Below are 22,040 nucleotides of genomic sequence, written 5' to 3'. Positions count from 1 at the left end.
ACGTCCTACCAAGCAGTAAAAAGCCCTGGTCGCAAGACCAGGGCTTTTTCGTTGGGCGCACGGTTCGGCGAGCTTATTTCTTCTTGATGAATCCGTAGATCACCAGCAGGATGATCGCGCCGACGACGGAGGCCAGGAAGCCCACAGGCTGGCCGGGTTGGTAGAGGCCGAGGGCGGCGCCCAGATAGCCCGCAACGAATGAGCCAGCGACGCCGAGAACCGCCGTCATGATCCAGCCCATGCCGTCGTCGCCGGGTTTGAGCGCACGGGCAACGAAGCCCGCAATAAGGCCGATGAAGAGGGTTGCGAGAATGGACATCATGGGGGTAGGGCCTTCCTGGTCTGTTGATTTTTGGGGACGCCGGTGAATCGGCTTGCCGAGGATAACCGAGCGGCTTGCGCTCGGCATCGGTGATGGTGTGTGCGGTTCAGGTGCCCACGGCTTCGATGGCCTCGTGCAGCTCCAGCCAGCGCGCTTCCAGCGTCTCGGTCTCATCGTTCACCGCTTTCAGGCGGCGACCTGACTCGGCGAGTTCGGCAGGCGTTGCGGGCTGGCTCATGCGGGTTTCCAGCTGCGTCTTCTCCTGCGCGAGCTGTGCCATCCGCTTTTCAGTCTGCTCCAGCTCCTTTTTCAGCGGCTTGGTCTTTTCGGCGAGCTGCTGACGGCGTTGGGCGTCGTTGCGTTTTTGCTCGGGCGTGCGTGTGGCTTCTGCCGGTTGGGCGACGACGGGCGCGGCCACGGGTGGTGCGGTGCGTTGCTCGCGCTGCTCCTGGCGCTGCGCTTCGCGTGACTGTTTGGCTACGTCCAGCAGGTAGCGCTGGTAGTCGTCCAGGTCGCCATCGAAAGGTTCGATACCGCCGCGTGACACCAGCCAGAATTCGTCGCACACCGCACGCAACAGCGCACGGTCGTGGCTGACCAGCATGACGGTGCCCTCGAACTCGTTGAGCGCCACCGAAAGTGCTTCGCGTGTCGCGAGATCCAGGTGGTTGGTCGGCTCGTCGAGCAGCAGCAGGTTGGGGCGCTGCCAGACGATCATGCACAGCACGAGGCGCGCCTTTTCGCCACCACTCATGCTCCCCACGCTTTGCTTGACCTGGTCGCCCGTGAAGTTGAAGTTGCCCAGGAAGCTGCGCAGGTCCTGTTCCCGTGTGGGTTGGCCGCTCAGTCGGCCTTGCGCCGTGCAGTCGCGCACCAGCCGGATCATGTGTTCGAGTGGTGTGTCAGCCGGCCGCAGCACATCAAGCTCTTGCTGCGCAAAGTAGCCGATGTTCAAACCCTTGCCTTCGGTGATCTGCCCGGCCAGCGCCTGCAGGTCGCGGGCGATGGTCTTGACCACAGTGGATTTGCCCTGGCCATTGGCGCCCAGGATGCCGATGCGCTGGCCCGCCAGCACCGAGCGGCTGATGCCGCGAACGATGGCCACGGGTTCGCCACCCGCTTCGCGAGGCGGGTAGCCAAAGGTGACGCCCTCCATGGCCAACATCGGGTTGGGCAGGTTTTGCGGTTCACTGAATTCGAAGTTGAAGTCGGCTTCGGCCAGCACCGGCCCGATTTTCTCCATGCGTTCGAGCGCCTTCACCCGGCTCTGCGCCTGCTTGGCCTTGCTGGCCTTGGCCTTGAAGCGGTCAATGAACTTCTGCAGGTGGGCCATCTTCTCCTGCTGGCGCGAATAGGCCGTGGCCTGCAGCGCCATCTGCTCGGCGCGCATGTCTTCAAAGCGGCTGTAGTTGCCGCCGTAGCGGTTGAGCAGCGCGCGCTCGATGTGCACGGTGACGCTGGTGACGGCGTCCAGGAATTCGCGGTCGTGGCTGATGACGAGCAGGGTGCCGTCGTAGCGTTTGAGCCAGGCTTCCAGCCAGACCAGGGCGTCCAGGTCCAGGTGGTTGGTGGGTTCGTCGAGCAGCAGCAGTTCGCTGGGGCACATCAGTGCGCGCGCGAGCTGCAGGCGCATGCGCCAGCCGCCAGAGAAGCTGTTGACGGGGCGCTCGAGTTCGTCGGTGCGAAAGCCCAGGCCCAGGATCAGGGCTTGCGCGCGCGCCGGCGCATCGTGGGCGCCTGCATCGTGCAGCGCCATGTAGGCGTGCGCCATGCGCTCGCCGTCTTCGCTGGCCTCTGATGCCATCACCTCTTGCTGCGCCTGCAGCAGCGTGGTGTCGCCTTCAATCACGAACTGTGTGGCCGACATGTCGGTTTCCGGCATGTCCTGGGCGACTTGCGCCATGCGCCAGTGCTGGGGCACATGGAAGTCGCCCTTGTCTTCGTGCAGCACGCCATCGAGCAGGCGGAACAGGCTGGATTTGCCGGCACCGTTGCGGCCGACGAGGCCGACTTTTTCACCGGGGTTGATGGTGCAGGACGCGCCATCGAGCAAGACCTTCGCACCGCGGCGAAGGACAACGTTCTTCAAAGTGATCATGGGGCGGGCGCCTGCGCAGTGGGCAGCGCCGAAAGTGATTCAGAGGTCAGCAGCAGGACTTGGTCATCGCCCGCGCTGGTGTCGAGCCAGATGGCTTCGAGTTGGGGAAACGCGGTTTCAAAGTGCTCGCGCTCGTTGCCGATTTCAAGCACAAGCACGCCGTCGGGCTTCAGGCAGCGCGGCGCATCGCGCAGCAGGGTGCGGATGAAGTCCATGCCGTCCCGGCTGCCTGCCGTGTTCCCGTCGAGCGCCAGCGCGGGCTCGGCCAGGTACTCGGGCGGCAGCGCGGCCATGCTGCTCGCGTTCACGTAAGGCGGGTTGCACAGGATGAGATCCCATGGGCCGGCACAGCGCGCCAGGCCGTCGGACTCCACCAGCTCGATGCGAGCTTGCAGGTCGTGTCGTTCGACATTCAGGCGGGCCACGGCCAGCGCGTCGGTCGAGATGTCTGCGCCCGTGACGCGCACATCCGGATACGCCATCGCCGCGAGCACGGCCAGACTGCCGTTGCCGGTGCACAGGTCCAGCACGTCTCTCGTGTCTTCGCTCAGCCATGGGTCGATGGAGCCGTCGGCCAGCAGTTCAGCGATGAAGCTGCGCGGCACGATGGTGCGCCGGTCGACGGTGAACGGCACGCCTTGCAGCCAGGCTTCGCCTGTGAGGTAGGCCGCGGGTTCGCGCGTGTCGATGCGGCGCTGGATCAGGCCGAGCACGGCAGTCTGTTCATCGTGCGACACGCTGCGTGCGGCCAGCGCCTGCAGGTCGCTGTCCAGCGGCAGGCCGAGCTGCCAGAGCACCAGCCACGCGGCTTCATCGCTGGCGTTGTGGGTGCCATGGCCATAGGCCAGCTGGGCGTTGTCCAGGCGCTGGCTCGCTTGGGCCAGAAGTTCGGTCAGGGTCACGGTGAGGTCGCGTCAGGCGCTGGCACGGGCCTGGGCATCGAGGTGCTCCAGCGTGCGGCGGTAGATGTTCTTGAGCGGTTCGATGTCGGCCACAGCCACGTGCTCGTCGATTTTGTGGATGGTGGCGTTGGGTGGGCCCAGCTCGATGACCTGTGGGCACACCTGGGCAATGAAGCGCCCGTCGCTGGTGCCCCCGGTGGTCGAGAGGGTCGTGGCCAGGCCGACTTCCGCCTGGATGGCCGCGCGCACTGCGTCCACGAGCGTGCCCGGTGGCGTGAGGAAGGGGCGTCCGCCGAGCGTCCAGTCGAGGTCGAAGTCAACATCGGGCTGCAAACCATGGCGCTGAAGGACGTCGACCACGCGCTGCTGGAGGCCTTCGGGGGTGGACTCGGTGGAAAAACGGAAATTGAAGTCGATCACCACGGTGCCGGGGATCACGTTGCTCGCGCCGGTGCCACCGTGGATGTTGCTGATTTGCCAGCTGGTGGGCGGGAAAAACGCGTTGCCTTCGTCCCACAAGGTGGCAGCGAGTTCGGCCAGCGTGGGCGCTGCCAGGTGAATCGGATTCTTCGCCAAGTGCGGGTAGGCGATATGGCCCTGGATGCCCTTGACGGTGAGCTTGCCGCTCATGGTGCCGCGCCGCCCGTTCTTGATCATGTCGCCGGTGCGCTCCACGGAGGTGGGCTCGCCCACGATGCACCAGTCCAGCCGCTCGCCGCGCTGGCGCAGCCGCTCGCAAACCACCACCGTGCCGTCCAGAGCCGGGCCTTCCTCGTCGCTGGTGAGCAAGAAGGCGATGTCGATCGCGGGGGCAGGGTTCGCCGCGGCAAACTCCTCGCAGGCCACGACCATGGCCGCCAGCGAGGTTTTCATGTCGGCGCTGCCACGGCCGAAGAGCTTGCCGTCGCGGTGGCTGGGCACGAAGGGGTCGCTGGCCCAGGCCGCGAGCGGGCCGGTGGGCACCACGTCGGTGTGCCCCGCAAACACCAGGGTCGGGCGGGTGCCCGAGCCCAGGCGCGCCCAGAGGTTGGTGACGCGGAAGTCCGCCGGGCCGCTTTCGATGGTTTCGCAGGCAAAGCCCAGCCGAGCCAGCCGCGCACCGATCAGTGCTTGACAGCCCTCGTCGCGGGGCGTGACGGAGGGTCGGGCGATCAGCTCTTCGGTCAGGCGCAGGGTATCGGTCATCGGGTCAGTATTTGACGTCGAGCGTGAACTCGGTGAAGGTCGCGCTGTCGCTGCCTTCCTCGTCGGCCGCCTGGGCCGCTTCGCTCGACTTGGTGGCGTTGAAGTCGTTCTGCAGGCGCCAGAGCAGGTTGTTGGGCGAGTCGGCGTGGGCCAGGCCTTCGTTGCGGGCCACCAGCCCGTCGTTGATCAGGCGAGAGAGGTCCTGCTCGAAGGTCTGCGAACCCTCTGCCAGCGACTTTTCCATGGCTTCGCGCACGCCGGAGAAGTCTGCCTTCTGGATCAGGTCGGCCACGAGGGCGGTGTTCAGCATGACTTCCATGGCCGGTACGCGCCCACCGGTGTGGGTGCGCAACAGGCGCTGGGAGACGATGGCGCGCAGCGCGGCCGCCAGATCGCCCAGCATGGTCGGGCGCACTTCCACCGGGTAGAAGCTCAGGATGCGGTTGAGCGCCTGATAGCTGTTGTTGGCGTGCAGCGTGGCCAGGCACAGGTGGCCCGACTGCGCGTAGGCAATGGCCGCCGACATGGTCTCGCGGTCGCGGATCTCGCCAATCAGGATCACGTCGGGCGCCTGGCGCAGCGCGTTCTTGAGCGCCACCTGGAGCGAAGCCGTGTCGGGCCCGATCTCGCGCTGGTTCACCACCGACTTCTTGTTGCGGTAGACGTACTCGATCGGGTCTTCGATGGTCAGGATGTGACCGGTGGAGCGCTCGTTGCGGTGGTCGATCATGGCCGCCAGCGTGGTGCTCTTGCCTGCGCCGGTGGCGCCGACCATGAGCATGAGCCCGCGCTTTTCCATGATCAGTTCGGCCAGGACGGGGGCGACGTTGAGCGAGTCCAGCGGCGGGATGTCACCGGGCACGAAGCGGATCACCACGGCCACATGACCGCGCTGGCGAAACGCGCTCACCCGGAAGTTGCCCAGGCCGTCCAGCGGCACCGCCATGTTGAGCTCGCCCGTTTCCTGCAGCTCTTCCATGCGGGTGGCGGGCACCACCTCGGCGAGCAGGTTGCGTGGAGCATCCGGCGGCAGCACCTGGCTGTTGACCGGGATGGTCTGCCCGTTGATCTTGATCATCGCCGGCGCATGCGCCGTGAGGTACACATCCGACGCCTTCTTGTCCGCCATCAGGCGAAGGATGCGTTCCATCGTTCCGCTGCTCATGCTGACTCCTTAGGCTGGTGGGGAAGACGCGGCCGCCGTCGGCTTCAGTCGCGCAGCAGGTCGTTCAGGCTGGTCTTGGCACGCGTCTGCGCGTCCACGCGCTTGACGATGATGGCCGCATACAGGCTGTACTTGCCGCCGTCCTTGGGCAGGCTGCCGCTGATGACCACCGAGCCGGCCGGCACGCGACCGTAGCTCACCTCGCCGGTGGCGCGGTCGTAAATGGGGGTGCTCTGGCCGATGTACACGCCCATGGAGATCACCGAGTTCTCTTCAACGATCACGCCTTCCACCACTTCAGAGCGCGCGCCGATGAAGCAGTTGTCTTCAATGATGGTGGGGTTGGCCTGCAGCGGCTCGAGTACGCCGCCCAGACCCACGCCACCCGAGAGGTGCACGTTCTTGCCGACCTGGGCGCAGCTGCCCACGGTGGCCCAGGTGTCGACCATCGTGCCTTCGTCCACGTAGGCGCCGATGTTCACGTAGCTGGGCATGAGGATCGCGCCCTTGGCAATAAAGCTGCCGCGGCGTGCCACGGCGGGTGGCACCACGCGCACGCCGGTGGCCTTCATCTCGGCTTCGCTCAGGTGCGCGAACTTGGTCTTGACCTTGTCGAAGAAGCCCAGGTCGCCAGCGCGCATGACTTCGTTATCTTTCAGGCGGAACGACAGCAGCACGGCCTTCTTGATCCACTGGTGCACCGTCCACTGGCCCACGCCCTGGCGGGTGGCGACGCGCAACCGGCCCTTGTTCAGCTCGGCGATCACGTGTTCCACAGCGTCCAGCACTTCTTTGGGTGCGGAGGTGGACGAAAGGTTGGCGCGGTCTTCCCAGGCGTTGTCGATCAGGGTTTGCAGTTGTTGGCTCATGGAATGGATCTGAAGGCAGAGGTGGAGGAAATGGGGGGCCGCGTCAGCCGCGGCGAGAGACAAACTCGTGGATGCGCCCGGCGGCTTCCAGGCATTCGGCGGGTTCGGCCACCAGGGCCATGCGCACGCGGCCAGTGCCGGGGTTGACGCCGTTGGCCTCGCGGGCGAGGTAGCTGCCCGGCAGCACCGTCACATTGTATTGAGCTAGCAGCTCGCGGGCGAAGGCCTCGTCGGCGCTGTGGTCCGGCGAGGCGGTGGCAAAAGACGCGGGCACGCCAGCCCACAGGTAGAACGAGGCGTCGGGCAGGGCGACGTCGAGCACCTCCGCCAGCAAAGGGGTGACCTGGGCAAACTTGTCGCGGTACTGGCGGCGGTTGTCCACCACATGGGCCTCGTCGCCCCAGGCGGCCACGCTGGCGGCCTGCACCACGGGGCTCATGGCGCCGCCGTGGTAGGTGCGGTACAGCAGAAAGGGCTTGATCAGGGCCGCGTCGCCTGCCACGAAGCCGCTGCGCAGGCCTGGCACGTTGCTGCGCTTGGACAAGCTGGTGAAGATGACCAGACGCCTGAAGTCCGTGCGGCCCAGGCGCTGTGCCGCTTCCAGGCCGCCCAAAGGGGCTTCGTCGCGGAAGTAAATCTCGCTGTAGCACTCGTCGGAGGCGATCACGAAGCCGTGGCGGTCGCTCAGCTCGAAGAGGTGGCGCCATTCGTCCAGCGGCATCACGGCGCCCGCCGGGTTGCCCGGCGAGCAGACAAACAGCAGCTGCGTGCGCGCCCATACCTCTGGGGGAACGCTGTCCCACGCGGGGGCGAAGTTGCGGGCAGCGTCGCTGGCCACGTAGTGGGGCTCTACGCCCGCCAGCAGTGCGGCGCCCTCGTAGATTTGATAGAACGGGTTCGGCATGACCACCGTGGCCCCGGCCCGCGTCGGGTCGATCACCGTCTGCACGAACGAGAACAGCGCCTCGCGCGAGCCGTTCACCGGCAGCACCTGTGTGTTGGCGTCCAGCGTCACGCCGTATCGGCGTTGCACCCAGGCGGCGCAGGCGTCTCGCAAGGCGGGGGTGCCACCGGTGGCCGGGTAACTGCTCAGGCCTGTGCCCAGGGCGTCTGCCAGCGCCTGCTTCAGGAAGTCGGGCGCGGCATGCTTGGGCTCACCAATGCCCAAGCTGATGGGGCGCAGGGCTGGGTTGGGGACGACGTCTTCAAAGAGCTTGCGCAGCCGCTCGAAGGGGTAGGGCTGCAGGCGCGAGAGCAAGGGGTTCATGGCCCGAGATTATCGGGCTTGGAGGCGTGTCTCCCCGGCCGTGCCAGAGCTTGACCTCACTTCGTTCGGGCACGGGACACCGCGGTGGGCTTGTTGCGAAGATGGAGCAGAACCTGTTCGAACGTCAACATCAGGATCATGAGCACGGTGGTCACGATCACGAGTGTGGGCAACCGGAACGCGCTGATGAACCCACCGCCCTGTGGAATGGCGTTGCGGTTGTCCGTGGTGCAGATGAATTCGGCAGCGGCCATGCCGGTGTAGTGCATGGCGCAGACCGCCACGCCCATAACGACGGAAGCCAGCAGGCGGCGCTGCAGCGTGGGCGTGTTCAGAGCCAGCCACAGGGCGGCGGTGGCGGCTACCACGGCGATCAGCATGGAGAGTGCGACGAGTGCGTAGTCCCAGGAGATGAAGCCATAAATCTTGAGGCCGAACATGCCGAGGTAGTGCATGACCACGACGCTCATGCCCAGTGCGGCGCCACAGCCGATCAGGCGTGGCAGGCTGTCCGGGCCCATGGCCGCGTGGCTCACCGCCCAGGAGGCGGCGGCCACCACCACGACCAGCGAGAGCATGGTCTCGGTCATCGAGTAGCTGCTGCCCACGTCCATCTGCAGCGCGAGCATGCCGATGAAGTGCATCGACCACACCCCGATGCCGCCCAGCGCCACGCCAATGGTCAGAGCATTGGATACGCCGATGCGGCCGTTGCGCGCCTTCACGCGGGAGGCGGCCGTCAGGGCGATGAGCGACCCGATCACCGCGAAGAGGAAAGACAGGGCGACGAAGGCGGGATCGAAAGACGTGGTGACTTGAGGATTCATTGGGTAAACCAACTGGTATCTAAGTAGGCCAGTTGGTAAGTTTTGAGTCTGTGCGGTATGGCGGGCGTATTCTGGCAAGGGAATACGGCCGCCGCGCGATGTGACTTGACCGCGTGGACAAATTTCTGGGCCGCGCGTGATCCCCTTCACGTGGACGCCGGGCGCTGCGGGCCCGGCAGTTATCATTTGCGGCCGCTTCTGCGCCCTGGTGCGCCCCATTGACTGTCATCGGAACGCCGTGCGTCTCAACTCGATCAAGCTCTCCGGCTTCAAGTCTTTCGCCGAACCGACCAACTTCATGCTGCCCGGCCAGCTGGTGGGGGTGGTGGGCCCCAATGGCTGCGGCAAGTCCAACATCATGGACGCGGTGCGCTGGGTGCTGGGCGAGTCCAAAGCCTCTGAACTGCGTGGCGAATCCATGCAGGACGTCATCTTCAACGGAACGAACACGCGCAAGCCGGCCAGCCGCTCCAGCGTGGAACTGGTCTTTGACAACAGCGACCACCGCGCCGGCGGGCAGTGGGGCCAGTTCGGCGAGATCGCCGTCAAGCGCGTGCTCACGCGCGACGGCACCAGCAGCTACTACATCAACAACCAGCCGGTGCGCCGCCGCGACGTGCAGGACGTGTTCCTCGGCACCGGGCTGGGCCCGCGTGCCTACGCCATCATTGGCCAGGGCACCATCAGCCGGATCATCGAGAGCAAGCCGGAAGAGCTGCGCCTGTTCCTGGAAGAGGCCGCCGGCGTCTCCAAGTACAAGGAGCGCCGCCGCGAGACCGCCCACCGCCTGGCCGACACGCGCGAGAACCTCACGCGGGTCGAAGACATCCTGCGCGAGCTCAACGCCAACCTCGACAAGCTGGAGAAACAGGCCGAGGTGGCCGCGCACTACAACACGCTGCAGGCCAGCGCCACGCTCAAGCAGCAGCAGCTGTGGTTTCTGAAGCGCAGCGAAGCCGAGTCCGATCAGGTCAAGGTCAAGACCGATGCCGCCCAGGCGGTGAACGACCTGGAGTCGCGCACGGCCGATCTCCGCCGCATCGAGTCGGAGCTGGAGACCATTCGGCAGGCCCACTACGCCGCCGGCGATCAGGTCAACCAGGCGCAGGGCAAGCTTTACGAAGCCAGCGCCGAAGTGGGCAAGCTGGAGGCCGAGATCCGTTTCGTGGTCGAAGGCCGCCAGCGCGTCGAGCAGCGCCTGGTGCAGCTCAAGGAGCAAATGGCCTCCTGGGGCACGCGCAGCCAGGACGCCGCCGCCGAACTGGAGCAGCTGGCCGAATCGATGGTGCAGGCCGAGGAACAGTCGGTCGTGCTGGCGGCGCAGGGCGAAGAACAGTCGGGCGCCTTGCCGGCCCTTGAAGACCAGCTGCGCGCCGCCCAGGCCCGCGCCAACGAGCAGCGCAGCAGCGTGACGCAGGTGCAGCAGCAGATTCAGGTGCTGGCCGCCGAGCAGCGCAACGTCGAGGAACAGAGCCGCGCGCTCAACCAGCGCCGCGAACGCCTCACCGCCGACCGCAATGCGCTGGCCGCGCCGGACGAAGCGCGGCTGCTCAACGCCCAGACGCAACTGGCCAGCGCCCAGGAAGCTGCCGAGCTCAGCGACGCCGTGCTGCACGAGTTGCAGGACAGCGTGCCCCAGCTGGACGAGGCGCGCCGTGCCGCACAGCAGGCAGTGAACCAGGAGTCGGCCAGGCAGGCCGACCTGTCGGCGCGCATGGAAGCGCTCAAGGCGCTCCAGGACAAGGTCAAGACCGACGGCAAGCTCAAGCCCTGGCTCGCCAAGCATGGCCTGGACAGCCTGCAAGGCCTCTGGAGCCGCATCCACATCGAAACCGGGTGGGAAAACGCGCTGGAGGCGGCGCTGCGAGAGCGCCTGAGCGCGCTCGAAGTGTCCCGCCTCGACATGGTGCGCGCCTTCGGCAACGACGCGCCGCCGGCCAAGCTCTCTTTCTACAGCCCGCCCCCCGGAACCGCGGCCACCAGCAGCTCGACAGGGCTCAAGCCGCTGGTGCAGTGGCTGCGCCTGAACGATGCCGCGCAACAAGCGCTGCTCGCGGAATGGCTGCACGGCTGCCTAACCGCACCGAATCTGGAAGAGGCGCTGGCCCAGCGCGCGCAACTGCAGCCGGGCGAGGTGATCTTTGTGGCAAGTGGCCACGCGGTCACCACCCACAGCGTGAGCTTCTACGCGCCGGACAGCGAGCAGGCCGGGTTGCTCGCGCGGGCGCAGGAAATCGAGAACATCGACAAGCAGCTCAAGGGGCAGGTGCTGATCGCCGAGCAGGCGCGCTCGGCCCTGATCCGCGCTGAAGCGGCTTACACCGACGCCTCCCAGCGCTTGGTGAGCGCGCGCCGCGAGGCCGCTGAATCGCGCAGCCGGGCGCACGAGCTGCAGGTGGAGGCGCTGCGCCTGACCCAGCTGGCCGAGCAGACGCGCGCGCGCAGCGAGCAGATCAGCGCCGACCTGGCCGAGGTCGACGCGCAGCTGGAAGACCTGCAGGAACGGCGTGTGACGGCCGAAGCGCGCTTTGAAGAGCTGGACATGCAGCTCGCCGACAGCCAGGAGCGCCATGCCCAGCTGGACGACAAGGTGATGGATGCCGAGCGTGCGCTGAACCAGGCGCGCGAGCAGCAGCGCTCGCTGGAGCGCACGGCGCAAGAGGCGGTGTTCGCCCTGCGCAGCTTGCAGGCCCGCCAGAGCGAGCTGCAACGCGCCATGGAAACTGCAGCCACCCAGGAAAAATCGCTGGCCGACGAGCTGCAGCGAGCCAGCGACGAGCTCGGCCGCCTCAACGACGCGGCCGCGCAGGCGGGCCTGCAGAATGCGCTGGCCATGAAGCTCGAACGCGAGCAGGCGCTGGGTGCGTTGCGCAGCCAGTACGACGAACTCACCGCCCGGCTGCGCGCCAGCGACGAGCGCCGCCTGCAGCTGGAGCGCGAACTCGAACCGCTGCGCAACCGCATCACCGACTTCCAGCTCAAGGAGCAGGCTGCCCGCCTGGGCGTGGAGCAGTACAGCCAGTTGCTCGACGAAGCGCAGGCCGATCTGGCCGCCGTGGCCCAGAGCATCACCGAGGGCCATGTGCGCCTGAGCGGGCTTCAGGGCGAAATCGACCGCCTGCACCGTGAAATCCAGTCGCTCGGCGCCGTGAACCTGGCTGCGCTGGACGAGCTCACGGCCGCACGCGAGCGCAAGACCTTCCTGGACGCCCAGTCGGCCGACCTGATCGAGGCCATGAACACGCTCGAAGACGCGATCCGCAAGATCGACAATGAAACGCGCGACCTGCTGGGCAGCACCTTCGAGACCGTCAACGGCCACTTTGGCCGCATGTTCCCCGAGCTGTTTGGCGGCGGCAACGCCAAGCTGGTGATGACCGGCGAAGAGATCCTTGACGCCGGCGTGCAGGTGCTGGCGCAGCCGCCGGGCAAGAAGAACCAGACCATCCACCTGCTCTCGGGCGGGGAAAAAGCGCTGACCGCCATCGCGCTGGTGTTTGCCATCTTCCAGCTGAACCCGGCGCCTTTCTGCCTGCTGGACGAGGTGGACGCGCCGCTGGACGACGCCAACACCGAGCGCTACGCCAAGCTGGTGACCAGCATGAGCAAGCAGGGCACGCAGTTTCTCTTCATCAGCCACAACAAGATCGCCATGGAAATGGCCGAACAACTGATCGGCGTGACCATGCAGGAGCAAGGCGTCTCCCGCATCGTCGCGGTCGACATGGAGTCGGCCGCCGGCATGCTCGAACCCACCTGACCGCAACCCGCACCGCAACATGAGCACACTGCAAATCGGTCTGGCCATCATCGGCGGCCTCGTCCTGGCTGGCGTGGTCGCCTACAACGCCTGGGTCACCAGCAAGAGCGCACCACGCACCGCCCGCGAGCGCCATGGCGACGCGGCGGAAGAAAGGGCGGGCGACGAAACCCTGCCTTACACGCCGGCCGATCTCGCCGAGCACGAGATCCAGCGCATCGACCCCGTGCTGGGCGACATGCCCGGTGCCCCGTCGCCACCCGACCCGGCGGAGGTGGCCGCAGCGGCCGCCGCCGTGAGCCTGAACCCGCTGATGACCCAGCCACCCGAGAAGCGACCGGGTCTGGATGCCCTGATCGACGTCATCGCGCCCCTGCTGCTGGAGCACGAGGTGTCGGGCGATGCGCTGCTCGCCGCACTCCCTGGCACACGCCGCGTGGGCAGCAAGCCGTTTGCCGTGGAAGGCCAGAGCGAGACGACGGGCGAATGGGAAAGCCCGCGCCTGGGGCAACGCTACCGCGCGCTGCAGGCGGGTGTGCAGCTGGCCAACCGCTCCGGCCCGCTCAACGACATCGAGTTCTCCGAGTTCGTGGTGAAGGCGCAGGCCTTTGCCGATGCGGTGGGCGCCTCGCCCGATTTCCCCGACATGCGCGCCGAGGTGGCGCGCGCCCGCGAACTCGATACCTTTGCCAGCGGCCACGATGCGCAGCTGGGCTTCACGCTGCGCGCGCGCCGCGCCGCCTGGAGCCCGGGGTATGTGGCACAGCACGCGGCCAAACTCGGATTTGTGGCGGGTGCCTTGCCCGGTCGCATGGTGCTCTCGGGCAGCCACAGCGGTCAGGCACCCATCCTCAGTCTCGTGTTTGACCCGCAGGCGGCCATGGCCGAAGACCCGGAGCAGACCGCGCTGCGCGAGATTGCGCTGTCGCTGGAGGTCACGCACGTGCCTCGCAGCGAGCAACCCTTTGTGCGCATGCGCCAGGCCGCCGTGGCGCTGGCCGAGGCCATGGATGGCGTCGTCACGGACGATGCCGGCCAGCCTCTCTCGGTGGAGGCCCTGGACCAGATCGGCGCCGATCTGGAGAGCCTGTACGACGCACTCGACAGCCGCGACCTCTCGGCCGGCTCCGCTCAGGCACGACGCCTTTTCTCCTGATGACCGACGATCTGTTTGCCGAGCCGCCGTCGCCGGCCGCCCGCGCGGCCGAGCTGCGCGCGCAACTGCACCACCACGCCCACCGCTACTACACGCTCGACGACCCGGAGATTCCGGATGCCGAGTACGACAAGCTGTTTCGCGAACTGCAGTCGATCGAAGCGGCGCATCCCGAGCTGCTCACGAGCGACTCGCCCACGCAGCGCGTGGGGGGCCGTGTGCTGGAGATGTTCACACCCGTGCGCCACGCAGTGCCCATGCTGTCGATCAACACCGAGACCGACACGGAGCCCAGCGGTGCGCGCAACTTCGATGCCCGCGTGCGCCGTGCGCTCGGCCTGACCGAAGCCGACCCGCCAGTGGACTACGTGGCTGAGCTCAAATTCGACGGCCTGGCCATGAGCCTGCGCTACGAAGACGGCGTGCTGGTGCAAGCCGCTACCCGCGGCGATGGTGAGGTGGGTGAGGACGTCACCACCAACATCCGCACCATTTCGCAAGTGCCCCTGCGCCTGCCGGCCGATGCCCCGCCTGTGCTCGAAGTCCGCGGCGAGGTCTACATGCGGCGCGACCAGTTTGAAGCCCTCAACGAAGCGCAGCGAGCCAAGATGGCCGCCGGTGCCAAAGGCGAAAAAACGTTTGTGAATCCGCGCAACGCGGCGGCGGGCGCCGTGCGCCAGCTCGATTCCCGCATCGCTGCGCAGCGCCCACTGAGCTTCTTTGCGTACAGCTGGGGCGAAGTGCAGGGCGATACGGCGGCGCCTGCCACCCAATACGACTGGCTCATGCGGCTCAAAGGCTGGGGCTTTCCCGTTGCCGAGCAAACGGCCAAAGCCACCGGCGCCGACGCACTGGTGGCCTTTCACCAGCGCGTGGGCGCCAGCCGTGACCAGCTGCCCTACGACATCGACGGCGTGGTCTACAAGGTGGATTCGCTGGCACTGCAAAAGCGCCTGGGCTTCGTCACCCGCGAACCGCGCTGGGCCGTGGCCCACAAGTACCCCGCACAGGAACAGCTCACCACGGTGCTGGCCATCGACGTGCAGGTGGGCCGCACCGGCAAGCTCACGCCCGTGGCGAAGCTTGCGCCCGTGTTCGTGGGCGGCGTGACCGTGACCAACGCGACGCTGCACAACGAAGACGAGGCGCGCCGCAAGGACGTGCGTGTGGGCGACACGGTGGTCGTGCGCCGGGCGGGCGATGTGATCCCCGAGGTGGTGTCTGTGCTGCTGGACAAGCGCATCGGCGAGCCAGCGCCCTTCACCATGCCCCGCAGCTGCCCGGTGTGCGGCAGTGAAGCGGTGCGCGAAGAGGGCGAGGTCGACTTCCGCTGCAGCGGTGGGCTGTTTTGCGGCGCCCAGCGCAAGCAGGCCATCCTGCATTTCGCGCAGCGCCGCGCCGTGGAGGTGGAAGGCCTGGGCGACAAGCTCGTGGAGCAGCTGGTGGACACGGGCGTGGTCAAGACCTTGCCCGATGTGTACCGACTCGGCTTCACCGCGCTGGCGGGCCTGGATCGCATGGCGGAGAAGTCGGCGAAGAACATCGTCGAGGCGCTGGAAAAATCCAAGCGCACCACCTTGCCCCGGTTCCTGTTTGGTCTGGGCATCCGCCATGTGGGCGAGGCCACGGCCAAGGAGCTGGCGCGCCATTTCGGGCAGCTCGACCGCATCATGGACGCCAGCGTGGAAGCGCTGTCGGAGGTGAGCGACGTCGGGCCGGTGGTGGCGCAGAGCATCCACACCTTCTTCGAACAAGCCCACAACCGCGAGGTGGTCGAGCAGCTGCGCGCGTGCGGGCTTACCTGGGAGGAGGGCGAGCCCGCCGAACGCGCCCCGCAGCCGCTGGCGGGCAAAACCTTCGTGCTCACCGGCACCTTCCCCAGCCTCAGCCGCGACCAGGCCAAAGACCTGCTCGAAGCGGCCGGTGCCAAGGTGGCGGGCTCGGTGAGCAAGAAGACCGACTATGTGGTGGCTGGCGCCGAAGCCGGCAGCAAGCTGGAGAAGGCGCAGTCGCTCGGCGTGACGGTGATCGATGAGGCGCAGATGCTGGCGCTGCTCCCCAACGCGCAAGGCGATTCATGACCATCCACACCATCCTGAAAATGGGCGACCCGCGCCTGCTGCGGCACGCCCAGCCCGTGAAGGCCTTCGACACGGCCGAGTTGCACCAGCTGGTGGTGGACCTGCAAGACACCATGGCCGCGGCCAACGGGGCGGGCCTGGCCGCGCCGCAGATCGGGGTGGATCTGCAAGTGGTGCTCTTCGGCAGTGGCCTGCCCAACCCGCGTTACCCCGACGCGCCGCCGGTGCCGCGCACGGTGCTCATCAACCCGGTGATCACGCCGCTGGGCGACGAGGAGGAAGAAGACTGGGAGGGCTGCCTCTCGGTGCCGGGCATGCGGGGTGTGGTGCCGCGTTGGCGGCGCATCCGCTACCACGGCTTCGATGCGCAGGGCAGGGCGATCGACCGCGAAGCCGAGGGCTTCCATGCCCGCGTGGTGCAGCACGAATGCGACCACCTTTGGGGAAAGCTCTATCCCATGCGGGTGCGCGACTTCACCCGTTTTGGCTTCACCGAGGTGCTGTTCCCGGGCATCGCTGTGGCGGAAGACGACTGAAAACCCACCGCCAGCGGTGCGCGCGCAAGGCCGATACAAACCGCCGCGGCATTGAAACCTATTGAAATGTTCGCCTGGGGAAATCGACTAGAGTCGTTCCCCGGATCACAACCGAACAGGGACCCCCTCTCCATGAAGCGAATGCTTGCCGTGGTGGCCAGTGCCGCCTTGCTCGGCGCCTGCAGCGTCACCAAACCGCCGACCGATGTGGCGGTCGACGTGCCCACCAGCTGGTACGCGCCACCGCTGGCCCATCAGGGCAGCGCGCAGGCGCTCACGCAATGGTGGAGCCAGTTCGAAGACCCTGTGCTCACCGAATGGATTGTCCGCGCCCAAGCCCAAAGCCCGTCGGTGGCATCGGCCCGTGCGCAGGTGTTTGCCGCGCGCGCCGCCTACTTTGGCGCGCGGGCGCAGAACGGCCCGCAGGTGAACGCGGTGGCCAACGCCAGCCGTGGCGTCACGGACCCGACCATCCCGCTGGGCACCACGCTGAGCGCGGGGGTGCAGGCCTCTTGGGCGGTGGGGCTCTGGGGCGAGGCAGAGTCGCGCCAGGGCGGCGCGCTCGCACGGCAGGACGCGGCCCAAGCCGGCTGGCACGAGGCCCGCGTGCTGGTGGCATCCGAGCTGGCGCAGCTGTACTTCGGGCAACGCCTGTGCCGCGAACAGCTCGGCGTGGCGGCGCGCGACCGCGATTCGCGCGCGGTCACGGCCGAGAACAACGTCATTTCCGAACGCGCCGGCCTCACGGCTCCGGCCGTGGCGGCCCTCGCGCGTGCCAGCGGTGCGGAAGGCGCTGCGCGCTACCGCCAGCAGGAAGAGGCATGTGAGCGGCAGGTGAAGTCGCTCGCAGCGCTCACGGCCCTGGCCGAGCCGGAAGTGCGCCAGCGCCTGGCGGGTGCGCCCGACCCGCAGGCGCTGCTGCGCTCGCCCCGCATGGAGCAACTGCTGTCGGTGAATGCGGTGCCCGCCGAGGTGATCCGCCAGCGGCCCGATGTGTACCGCGCGCAGCGCGAGCTGGTGGCGGCCAGCGACGATGTGGGCGTGGCGCGTGCCGCCTTGTTGCCCAGCCTGTCGCTGTCGGGCAGTGTGCTGCGCAACCGGTTTTCGGGCGGTGGCAACGAGGGCAGTTTCAACACCTGGTCGATCGGCCCGATTTCGCTGAGCTTTCCGCTGGTGGGCCGCTCGGTGCTGCGTGCGCAGACCGACAGCGCCGAGGCGCGCTACGAGGCCGCCAAAGTGGCCTACGCGGGCGCGGTGCGCCAGGCGGTGGCCGAGGTCGAGCAGGCGCTGGTTTCGCTGTCCAGCCTGCGCGAGCGTGTGGCGTCGACCGACACCGCGGTGGCCGGCTATGGCCAATCCTTTCAGGCCACCGAAGCGCGGTACCGCGTGGGCCTGGCCAGCCTGAACGAACTCGAAGAGGCGCGCCGCCTGAAGCTCAACGCCGACAGCAGTGCCGTGGCGCTGCAGCAGGAACGCATCAACGCCTGGATCCAGCTCTACGTCGCCCTGGGCGGCGGCTTCGATCCCGTGAACAACCCCGACGCTCTCAAAGACCCATCATGAACGCTGTTTCTCCTCCATCGCGCAAACGCTGGCTCTGGCTGGCCATCGCCCTGGCCCTGGTGCTGCTGGTGGTGTTCTGGGTCTTCATCAAGAAGCCTGCCGAGCCCGCGCCTGCCGCTGGCGCCCAGGCCGGGCCAAAGCCTTCGCTCACCGTCACGGTGGCCAAGCCGGCGCGCAGCAGCCTGCCGATTCGCCTGCAGGCCAACGGCAACATCACCGCCTGGCAGGAAGCCAGCGTGGGTGCCGAAGTGAATGGCTTGCGGCTGGCTTCGGTGAACGTGAACGTGGGCGATGTGGTGCGCAAGGGCCAGGTGCTGGCCGTGTTCGCCAGCGAAACCACCAAGGCCGAGAGCCTGCAGAGCCAGGCCAGCCTGATGCAGGCCGAGGCGAGCTTCGAGAATGCCAAGGCCGATGCCGATCGTGCGCGCTCCATCCAGGACACGGGCGCTTTGTCGCGCTCGCAGGTGGCGCAGTACCTCACGCAGGAAAAGGTGGCGCGCGCACAGTTTGAAGCCGCCAAGGCCGCCTTCGGTGCGACCGAGGTGCGGCTGGGCAACACGCGAGTGCTGGCGCCGGATGACGGTGTGATCTCGGCCCGCAGCGCCACCGTGGGCGCGGTGGTCGGTGCCGGGCAGGAGCTCTTTCGCCTGGTGCGCCAGAGCCGCATGGAGTGGCGCGGCGAAGTCACGCCCAGCGAGGTGGGCCGCGTGCGCATCGGCCAGAAGGTGCTGGTGACGGCGGCCACCGGGCTGGAGATTGCGGGCCAGGTGCGCGCGGTTGCCCCCGCCGCCGATCCGCAGACGCGCAACATTCTGGTGTTCGTCGATCTGCCGCGACATGCCGAGCTCAAGGCCGGCACGTTCGCCAAAGGCAGTTTCGAACTGGGCCAGAGCGACGCGCTCACGGTGGCCAGCCAGTCGGTTGTCGTGCGCGACGGCAGCAACTACGTGTTCGTGATCGACGCCCAGAACAAGGCCAACCAGCGCAAGGTGCAGACCGGGCGGCGCGTGGGCGAGCGTGTCGAGGTGCTGGAAGGTGTGCAGGCGGAAGACGCCGTGGCGGTCGAAGGCGCGGGCTTCCTGAACGAAGCCGACCTGGTCAAGGTCGTGCAGTGAGGACCGCACCATGAACGTGTCCGCCTGGTCCATCAAGAACCCGATTCCGGCGGCGATGCTGTTCGTCATGCTCACGCTCGCGGGCCTGTTTTCCTTCAAGCAGATGAAGGTGCAGAACTTCCCCGATCTGGACGTGCCCAACATCACCGTGCTGGCCTCGCTGCCGGGCGCCTCGCCCAACCAGCTCGAGAACGATGTCGCCCGCATCATCGAAAACAGCCTCGCGTCGCTGCAGGGCTTGAAGCACATCTACACCAAGGTGCAGGACGGCACGGTGTCCATCACCGCCGAGTTCATCATCGAGAAGAGCACGCAGGAGGCGCTGGACGACGTGCGCTCTGCGGTGGCCAAGGTGCGGGGAGACCTGCCGACCGATCTGCGCGAACCCATCGTCAACAAGGTGGAACTGGCCGGCGGTGCGGTGCTGGCCTACACGGTGGCATCCGACAAGATGGACGCCGAGGCGCTCTCCTGGTTTGTGGACAACGACGTGGCCAAGCTGCTGCTGTCGGTGCGTGGTGTGGGTGCGATCAACCGTGTGGGCGGCGTGGACCGCGAGGTGCAGGTGCTGCTGGACCCGCTCAAGCTGCAGGCGCTGAACACCACTGCGTCCGACATCTCGCGCCAGCTCGCGCGGGTGCAGATCGAAAGCGCGGGCGGGCGTGTGGACCTGGGCGGCAGCCAGCAGCCTTTGCGCACCTTGTCTTCGCTGCAGTCGGCCGAAGCGATCTCGCGCCTGGAGCTCTCGCTGAGCGATGGCCGCCGTGTGCGGCTGGACCAGATCGCCGAGATCAAGGACACCGTGGCCGAGCCCACGGCGGCGGCCTTTCTGGACGGCAAGCCGGTGGTGGGTTTCGAGGTGGCGCGCAGCCGCGGCGCGAGCGAGATCGAGGTGGGCGACGGGGTGCGCGCCAAGCTCAAGGCGCTGCAGGAAGCGCGCCCGGACCTGCGCATCACCGAGTCGTTTGACTTTGTCACGCCGGTCAAGGACGAATTCGACGGCTCGATGAAACTGCTGTACGAGGGCGCCATCCTGGCCGTGCTGGTGGTGTGGCTGTTCCTGCGCGACTTCCGTGCCACCGTCGTCTCTGCGGTGGCGCTGCCGCTGTCGGCCATTCCCGCGTTCATCGGCATGCACTACATGGGGTTCACCATCAACGTGGTGACGCTGCTGGCGCTCTCGCTGGTGATCGGCATCCTGGTGGACGACGCCATCGTGGAGGTGGAAAACATCGTGCGCCACATGCGCATGGGCAAAACGCCCTACCAGGCGTCCATGGAAGCGGCCGACGAAATTGGCCTGGCGGTGATCGCCACCACCTTCACGCTGATCGCGGTGTTTCTGCCCACGGCTTTCATGAGCGGCATTCCGGGCAAGTTCTTCAAGCAGTTCGGCTGGACGGCGTCGTTTGCGGTGTTTGCCTCGCTGGTCGTGGCGCGCGCGCTCACGCCCATGATGGCGGCCTACCTGCTCAAGCCGGTGGTGACCGCCAAGGAAGCGCCTGGCTGGGCGCGCCGCAACCGCGCCACCGCCGCCATCTGGCGCTGGATGAGCAACCAGGACGAACCCGGCTGGCTCAACACTTACCAGGGCTGGGCCGCGTGGTGCATCCGCCACCGCTGGGTCACCATGATCGGCGCGGGTGCATTCTTCGTCGGTTCGATCATGCTGATTCCGCTGCTGCCGCAGGGCTTCATTCCGCCGGACGACAACTCGCAAACGCAGGTGTACCTGGAGCTGCCACCGGGCGCCACGCTGGAGCAGACGGTGGCCACCGCCGAGCGCGCGCGCGTGCTGGTGGCTGCCGTGCCGCACGTGAAATCGGTCTACACCACCATCGGCTCGGGCTCGGCCGGTACCGACCCGTTTGCACCCCAGGGTGCGGCCGAGTCGCGCAAGGCCGCACTCACCATCCAGCTCGATGCGCGTGGCACCCGCCCGCGCAAGCAGGTGATCGAAAACCAGCTGCGTGAGGCCATGTCCAACCTGCCCGGCGTGCGCAGCAAAGTGGGCCTGGGCGGTTCGGGCGAAAAGTACATCCTGACGCTCACCGGCACGGACGCGGTGTCGATGCAGACGGCGGCCACGGCGGTCGAGCGCGACCTGCGCACCATCTCGGGCGTGGGCAGCATCCAGTCCACCGCCGCGCTGGTGCGCACGGAAATCATCGTCACACCCGACCTGGCCCGCGCCGCCGACATGGGCGTGACCAGCAGCGCGATTGCCGAAACCCTACGCATCGCCACGGTGGGCGACTACGACAACGCCTTGCCCAAGATGAACCTGCCGCAGCGGCAAATTCCCATCGTCGTCAAGCTCGACGGCACCGGCCGCCACGACCTGGGCCTGCTGGAGCGCTTGGCGGTGCCGGGCAGCAAAGGCCCAGTGATGCTGGGGCAGGTGGCCACGCTCAGCTTTGGCGGCGGCCCCGCCGTGATCGACCGCTACGACCGCGCACGCAACATCAACTTCGAGGTGGAGCTTGCCGGCATCGCGCTGGGCGACATGAAGGCCGCGGTGGACAAGCTGCCCAGCCTGCGCAACCTGCCGCCGGGCGTGTCCGTGCTGGAGATCGGGGACGCCGAGGTGCAGGGCGAGCTGTTTGCCAGCTTCGGCCTGGCCATGCTGACCGGCGTGCTCTGCATCTACATCGTGCTGGTGTTGTTGTTCAAGGCGTTCCTGCACCCCGTCACCATCCTGGCGGCGTTGCCGCTCTCGCTGGGCGGCGCGTTCGTGGCGCTGCTGCTGGCGAACAAGAGCTTCTCGATGCCGTCGCTGATCGGCCTGATCATGCTCATGGGCGTGGCCACGAAGAACTCGATCCTGCTGGTGGAGTACGCCATCGAGGCGCGGCGCGAGCACGGCATGAACCGGCTTGACGCGATCCTGGACGCTTGCCACAAGCGCGCCCGCCCGATCGTGATGACCACGATTGCCATGGGCGCGGGCATGCTGCCGATTGCGATCGGCTGGGGCGCGGCCGATGCGAGCTTCCGGTCCCCGATGGCGGTGGCGGTGATCGGCGGCCTGATCACTTCCACCTTCCTGAGCCTGCTGGTGATTCCCGCGGTGTTCACGCTGGTGGACGATGTGTCGAACTGGTTGGGGAGACTGCTTGGTCGCAAGCCTGTGAGTCCGGGGGCATCAGAGGCATCGCCGGCTTGACGATGGGCGGCTCGCGGACGCGGTGCGC

The 22,040-nt window shown here is 67.3% G+C and carries 15 protein-coding genes; 7 read left to right on the top strand and 8 right to left on the bottom strand.

Going from position 1 to position 22,040, the window contains the following annotated elements; all coding sequences use genetic code 11:
- Positions 1 to 73: 73 nt before the first annotated feature.
- The 8 genes from KXJ60_RS17195 to KXJ60_RS17160 form a co-directional block, all read right to left on the bottom strand.
- Positions 74 to 322: a GlsB/YeaQ/YmgE family stress response membrane protein gene (locus tag KXJ60_RS17195; RefSeq protein WP_291130845.1), complete on the bottom strand. Its 249-nt coding sequence runs from the start codon at positions 320 to 322 to the stop codon at positions 74 to 76.
- Positions 323 to 428: 106 nt separating this feature from the next.
- On the bottom strand, positions 429 to 2,420 hold the full coding sequence (locus KXJ60_RS17190; protein ID WP_291130842.1) for an ATP-binding cassette domain-containing protein: 1,992 nt from the start codon (positions 2,418 to 2,420) through the stop codon (positions 429 to 431).
- Positions 2,417 to 3,322 carry a 50S ribosomal protein L3 N(5)-glutamine methyltransferase gene (gene prmB / locus KXJ60_RS17185; protein ID WP_291130840.1) on the bottom strand — a complete coding sequence of 302 codons (906 nt, stop codon included), beginning with the start codon at positions 3,320 to 3,322 and terminating at the stop codon, positions 2,417 to 2,419. Before prmB ends, KXJ60_RS17190 begins: the two co-directional genes overlap by 4 nt.
- A 12-nt stretch (positions 3,323 to 3,334) precedes the next feature.
- A complete protein-coding gene (dapE, locus tag KXJ60_RS17180) occupies positions 3,335 to 4,507 on the bottom strand; it encodes a succinyl-diaminopimelate desuccinylase (RefSeq protein ID WP_291130835.1) in 1,173 nt (390 codons plus the stop codon).
- A 4-nt stretch (positions 4,508 to 4,511) separates the two neighbouring features.
- Positions 4,512 to 5,672, bottom strand: coding sequence for a PilT/PilU family type 4a pilus ATPase (locus tag KXJ60_RS17175; RefSeq protein ID WP_291130833.1), 1,161 nt, complete (start codon positions 5,670 to 5,672; stop codon positions 4,512 to 4,514).
- Positions 5,673 to 5,716: 44 nt separating this feature from the next.
- The gene (dapD, locus tag KXJ60_RS17170) at positions 5,717 to 6,541 is read right to left on the bottom strand and encodes a 2,3,4,5-tetrahydropyridine-2,6-dicarboxylate N-succinyltransferase (protein WP_291130830.1); all 825 of its coding nucleotides are present in this window, start codon (positions 6,539 to 6,541) and stop codon (positions 5,717 to 5,719) included.
- A 43-nt stretch (positions 6,542 to 6,584) separates the two neighbouring features.
- Positions 6,585 to 7,808 carry a succinyldiaminopimelate transaminase gene (gene dapC / locus KXJ60_RS17165; protein WP_291130827.1) on the bottom strand — a complete coding sequence of 408 codons (1,224 nt, stop codon included), beginning with the start codon at positions 7,806 to 7,808 and terminating at the stop codon, positions 6,585 to 6,587.
- A 56-nt stretch (positions 7,809 to 7,864) separates the two neighbouring features.
- Complete coding sequence (locus tag KXJ60_RS17160; protein ID WP_291130824.1) at positions 7,865 to 8,635, bottom strand: MHYT domain-containing protein; 771 nt, start codon at positions 8,633 to 8,635, stop codon at positions 7,865 to 7,867.
- A 238-nt stretch (positions 8,636 to 8,873) separates the two neighbouring features.
- Here KXJ60_RS17160 and smc point away from each other — a divergent pair, with 238 nt between their 5' ends.
- The 7 genes from smc to KXJ60_RS17125 all read left to right on the top strand — a co-directional run bounded on the left by smc (position 8,874) and on the right by KXJ60_RS17125 (position 22,012).
- Positions 8,874 to 12,395: a chromosome segregation protein SMC gene (smc, locus tag KXJ60_RS17155; RefSeq protein ID WP_291130822.1), complete on the top strand. Its 3,522-nt coding sequence runs from the start codon at positions 8,874 to 8,876 to the stop codon at positions 12,393 to 12,395.
- 19 nt (positions 12,396 to 12,414) lie between these two features.
- Positions 12,415 to 13,551: a cell division protein ZipA C-terminal FtsZ-binding domain-containing protein gene (locus KXJ60_RS17150; protein ID WP_291130820.1), complete on the top strand. Its 1,137-nt coding sequence runs from the start codon at positions 12,415 to 12,417 to the stop codon at positions 13,549 to 13,551.
- Positions 13,551 to 15,632: an NAD-dependent DNA ligase LigA gene (gene ligA / locus KXJ60_RS17145; RefSeq protein WP_291130817.1), complete on the top strand. Its 2,082-nt coding sequence runs from the start codon at positions 13,551 to 13,553 to the stop codon at positions 15,630 to 15,632. The genes KXJ60_RS17150 and ligA overlap by 1 nt, the downstream gene beginning before the upstream one ends.
- A complete protein-coding gene (def, locus tag KXJ60_RS17140) occupies positions 15,629 to 16,168 on the top strand; it encodes a peptide deformylase (RefSeq protein WP_291130814.1) in 540 nt (179 codons plus the stop codon). The genes ligA and def overlap by 4 nt, the downstream gene beginning before the upstream one ends.
- 132 nt (positions 16,169 to 16,300) lie before the next feature.
- Positions 16,301 to 17,731, top strand: coding sequence for an efflux transporter outer membrane subunit (locus KXJ60_RS17135; protein ID WP_291130811.1), 1,431 nt, complete (start codon positions 16,301 to 16,303; stop codon positions 17,729 to 17,731).
- The gene (locus KXJ60_RS17130) at positions 17,728 to 18,846 is read left to right on the top strand and encodes an efflux RND transporter periplasmic adaptor subunit (RefSeq protein WP_291130808.1); all 1,119 of its coding nucleotides are present in this window, start codon (positions 17,728 to 17,730) and stop codon (positions 18,844 to 18,846) included. The genes KXJ60_RS17135 and KXJ60_RS17130 overlap by 4 nt, the downstream gene beginning before the upstream one ends.
- A gap of 10 nt (positions 18,847 to 18,856) precedes the next feature.
- Positions 18,857 to 22,012 carry an efflux RND transporter permease subunit gene (locus tag KXJ60_RS17125; protein WP_291130806.1) on the top strand — a complete coding sequence of 1,052 codons (3,156 nt, stop codon included), beginning with the start codon at positions 18,857 to 18,859 and terminating at the stop codon, positions 22,010 to 22,012.
- Positions 22,013 to 22,040: the final 28 nt, after the last annotated feature.

Source organism: Hydrogenophaga sp., from assembly GCF_019264445.1.
Taxonomy (GTDB): Bacteria; Pseudomonadota; Gammaproteobacteria; order Burkholderiales; family Burkholderiaceae_C; genus Hydrogenophaga.
This window is presented reverse-complemented; position numbering and strand designations above follow the sequence as displayed.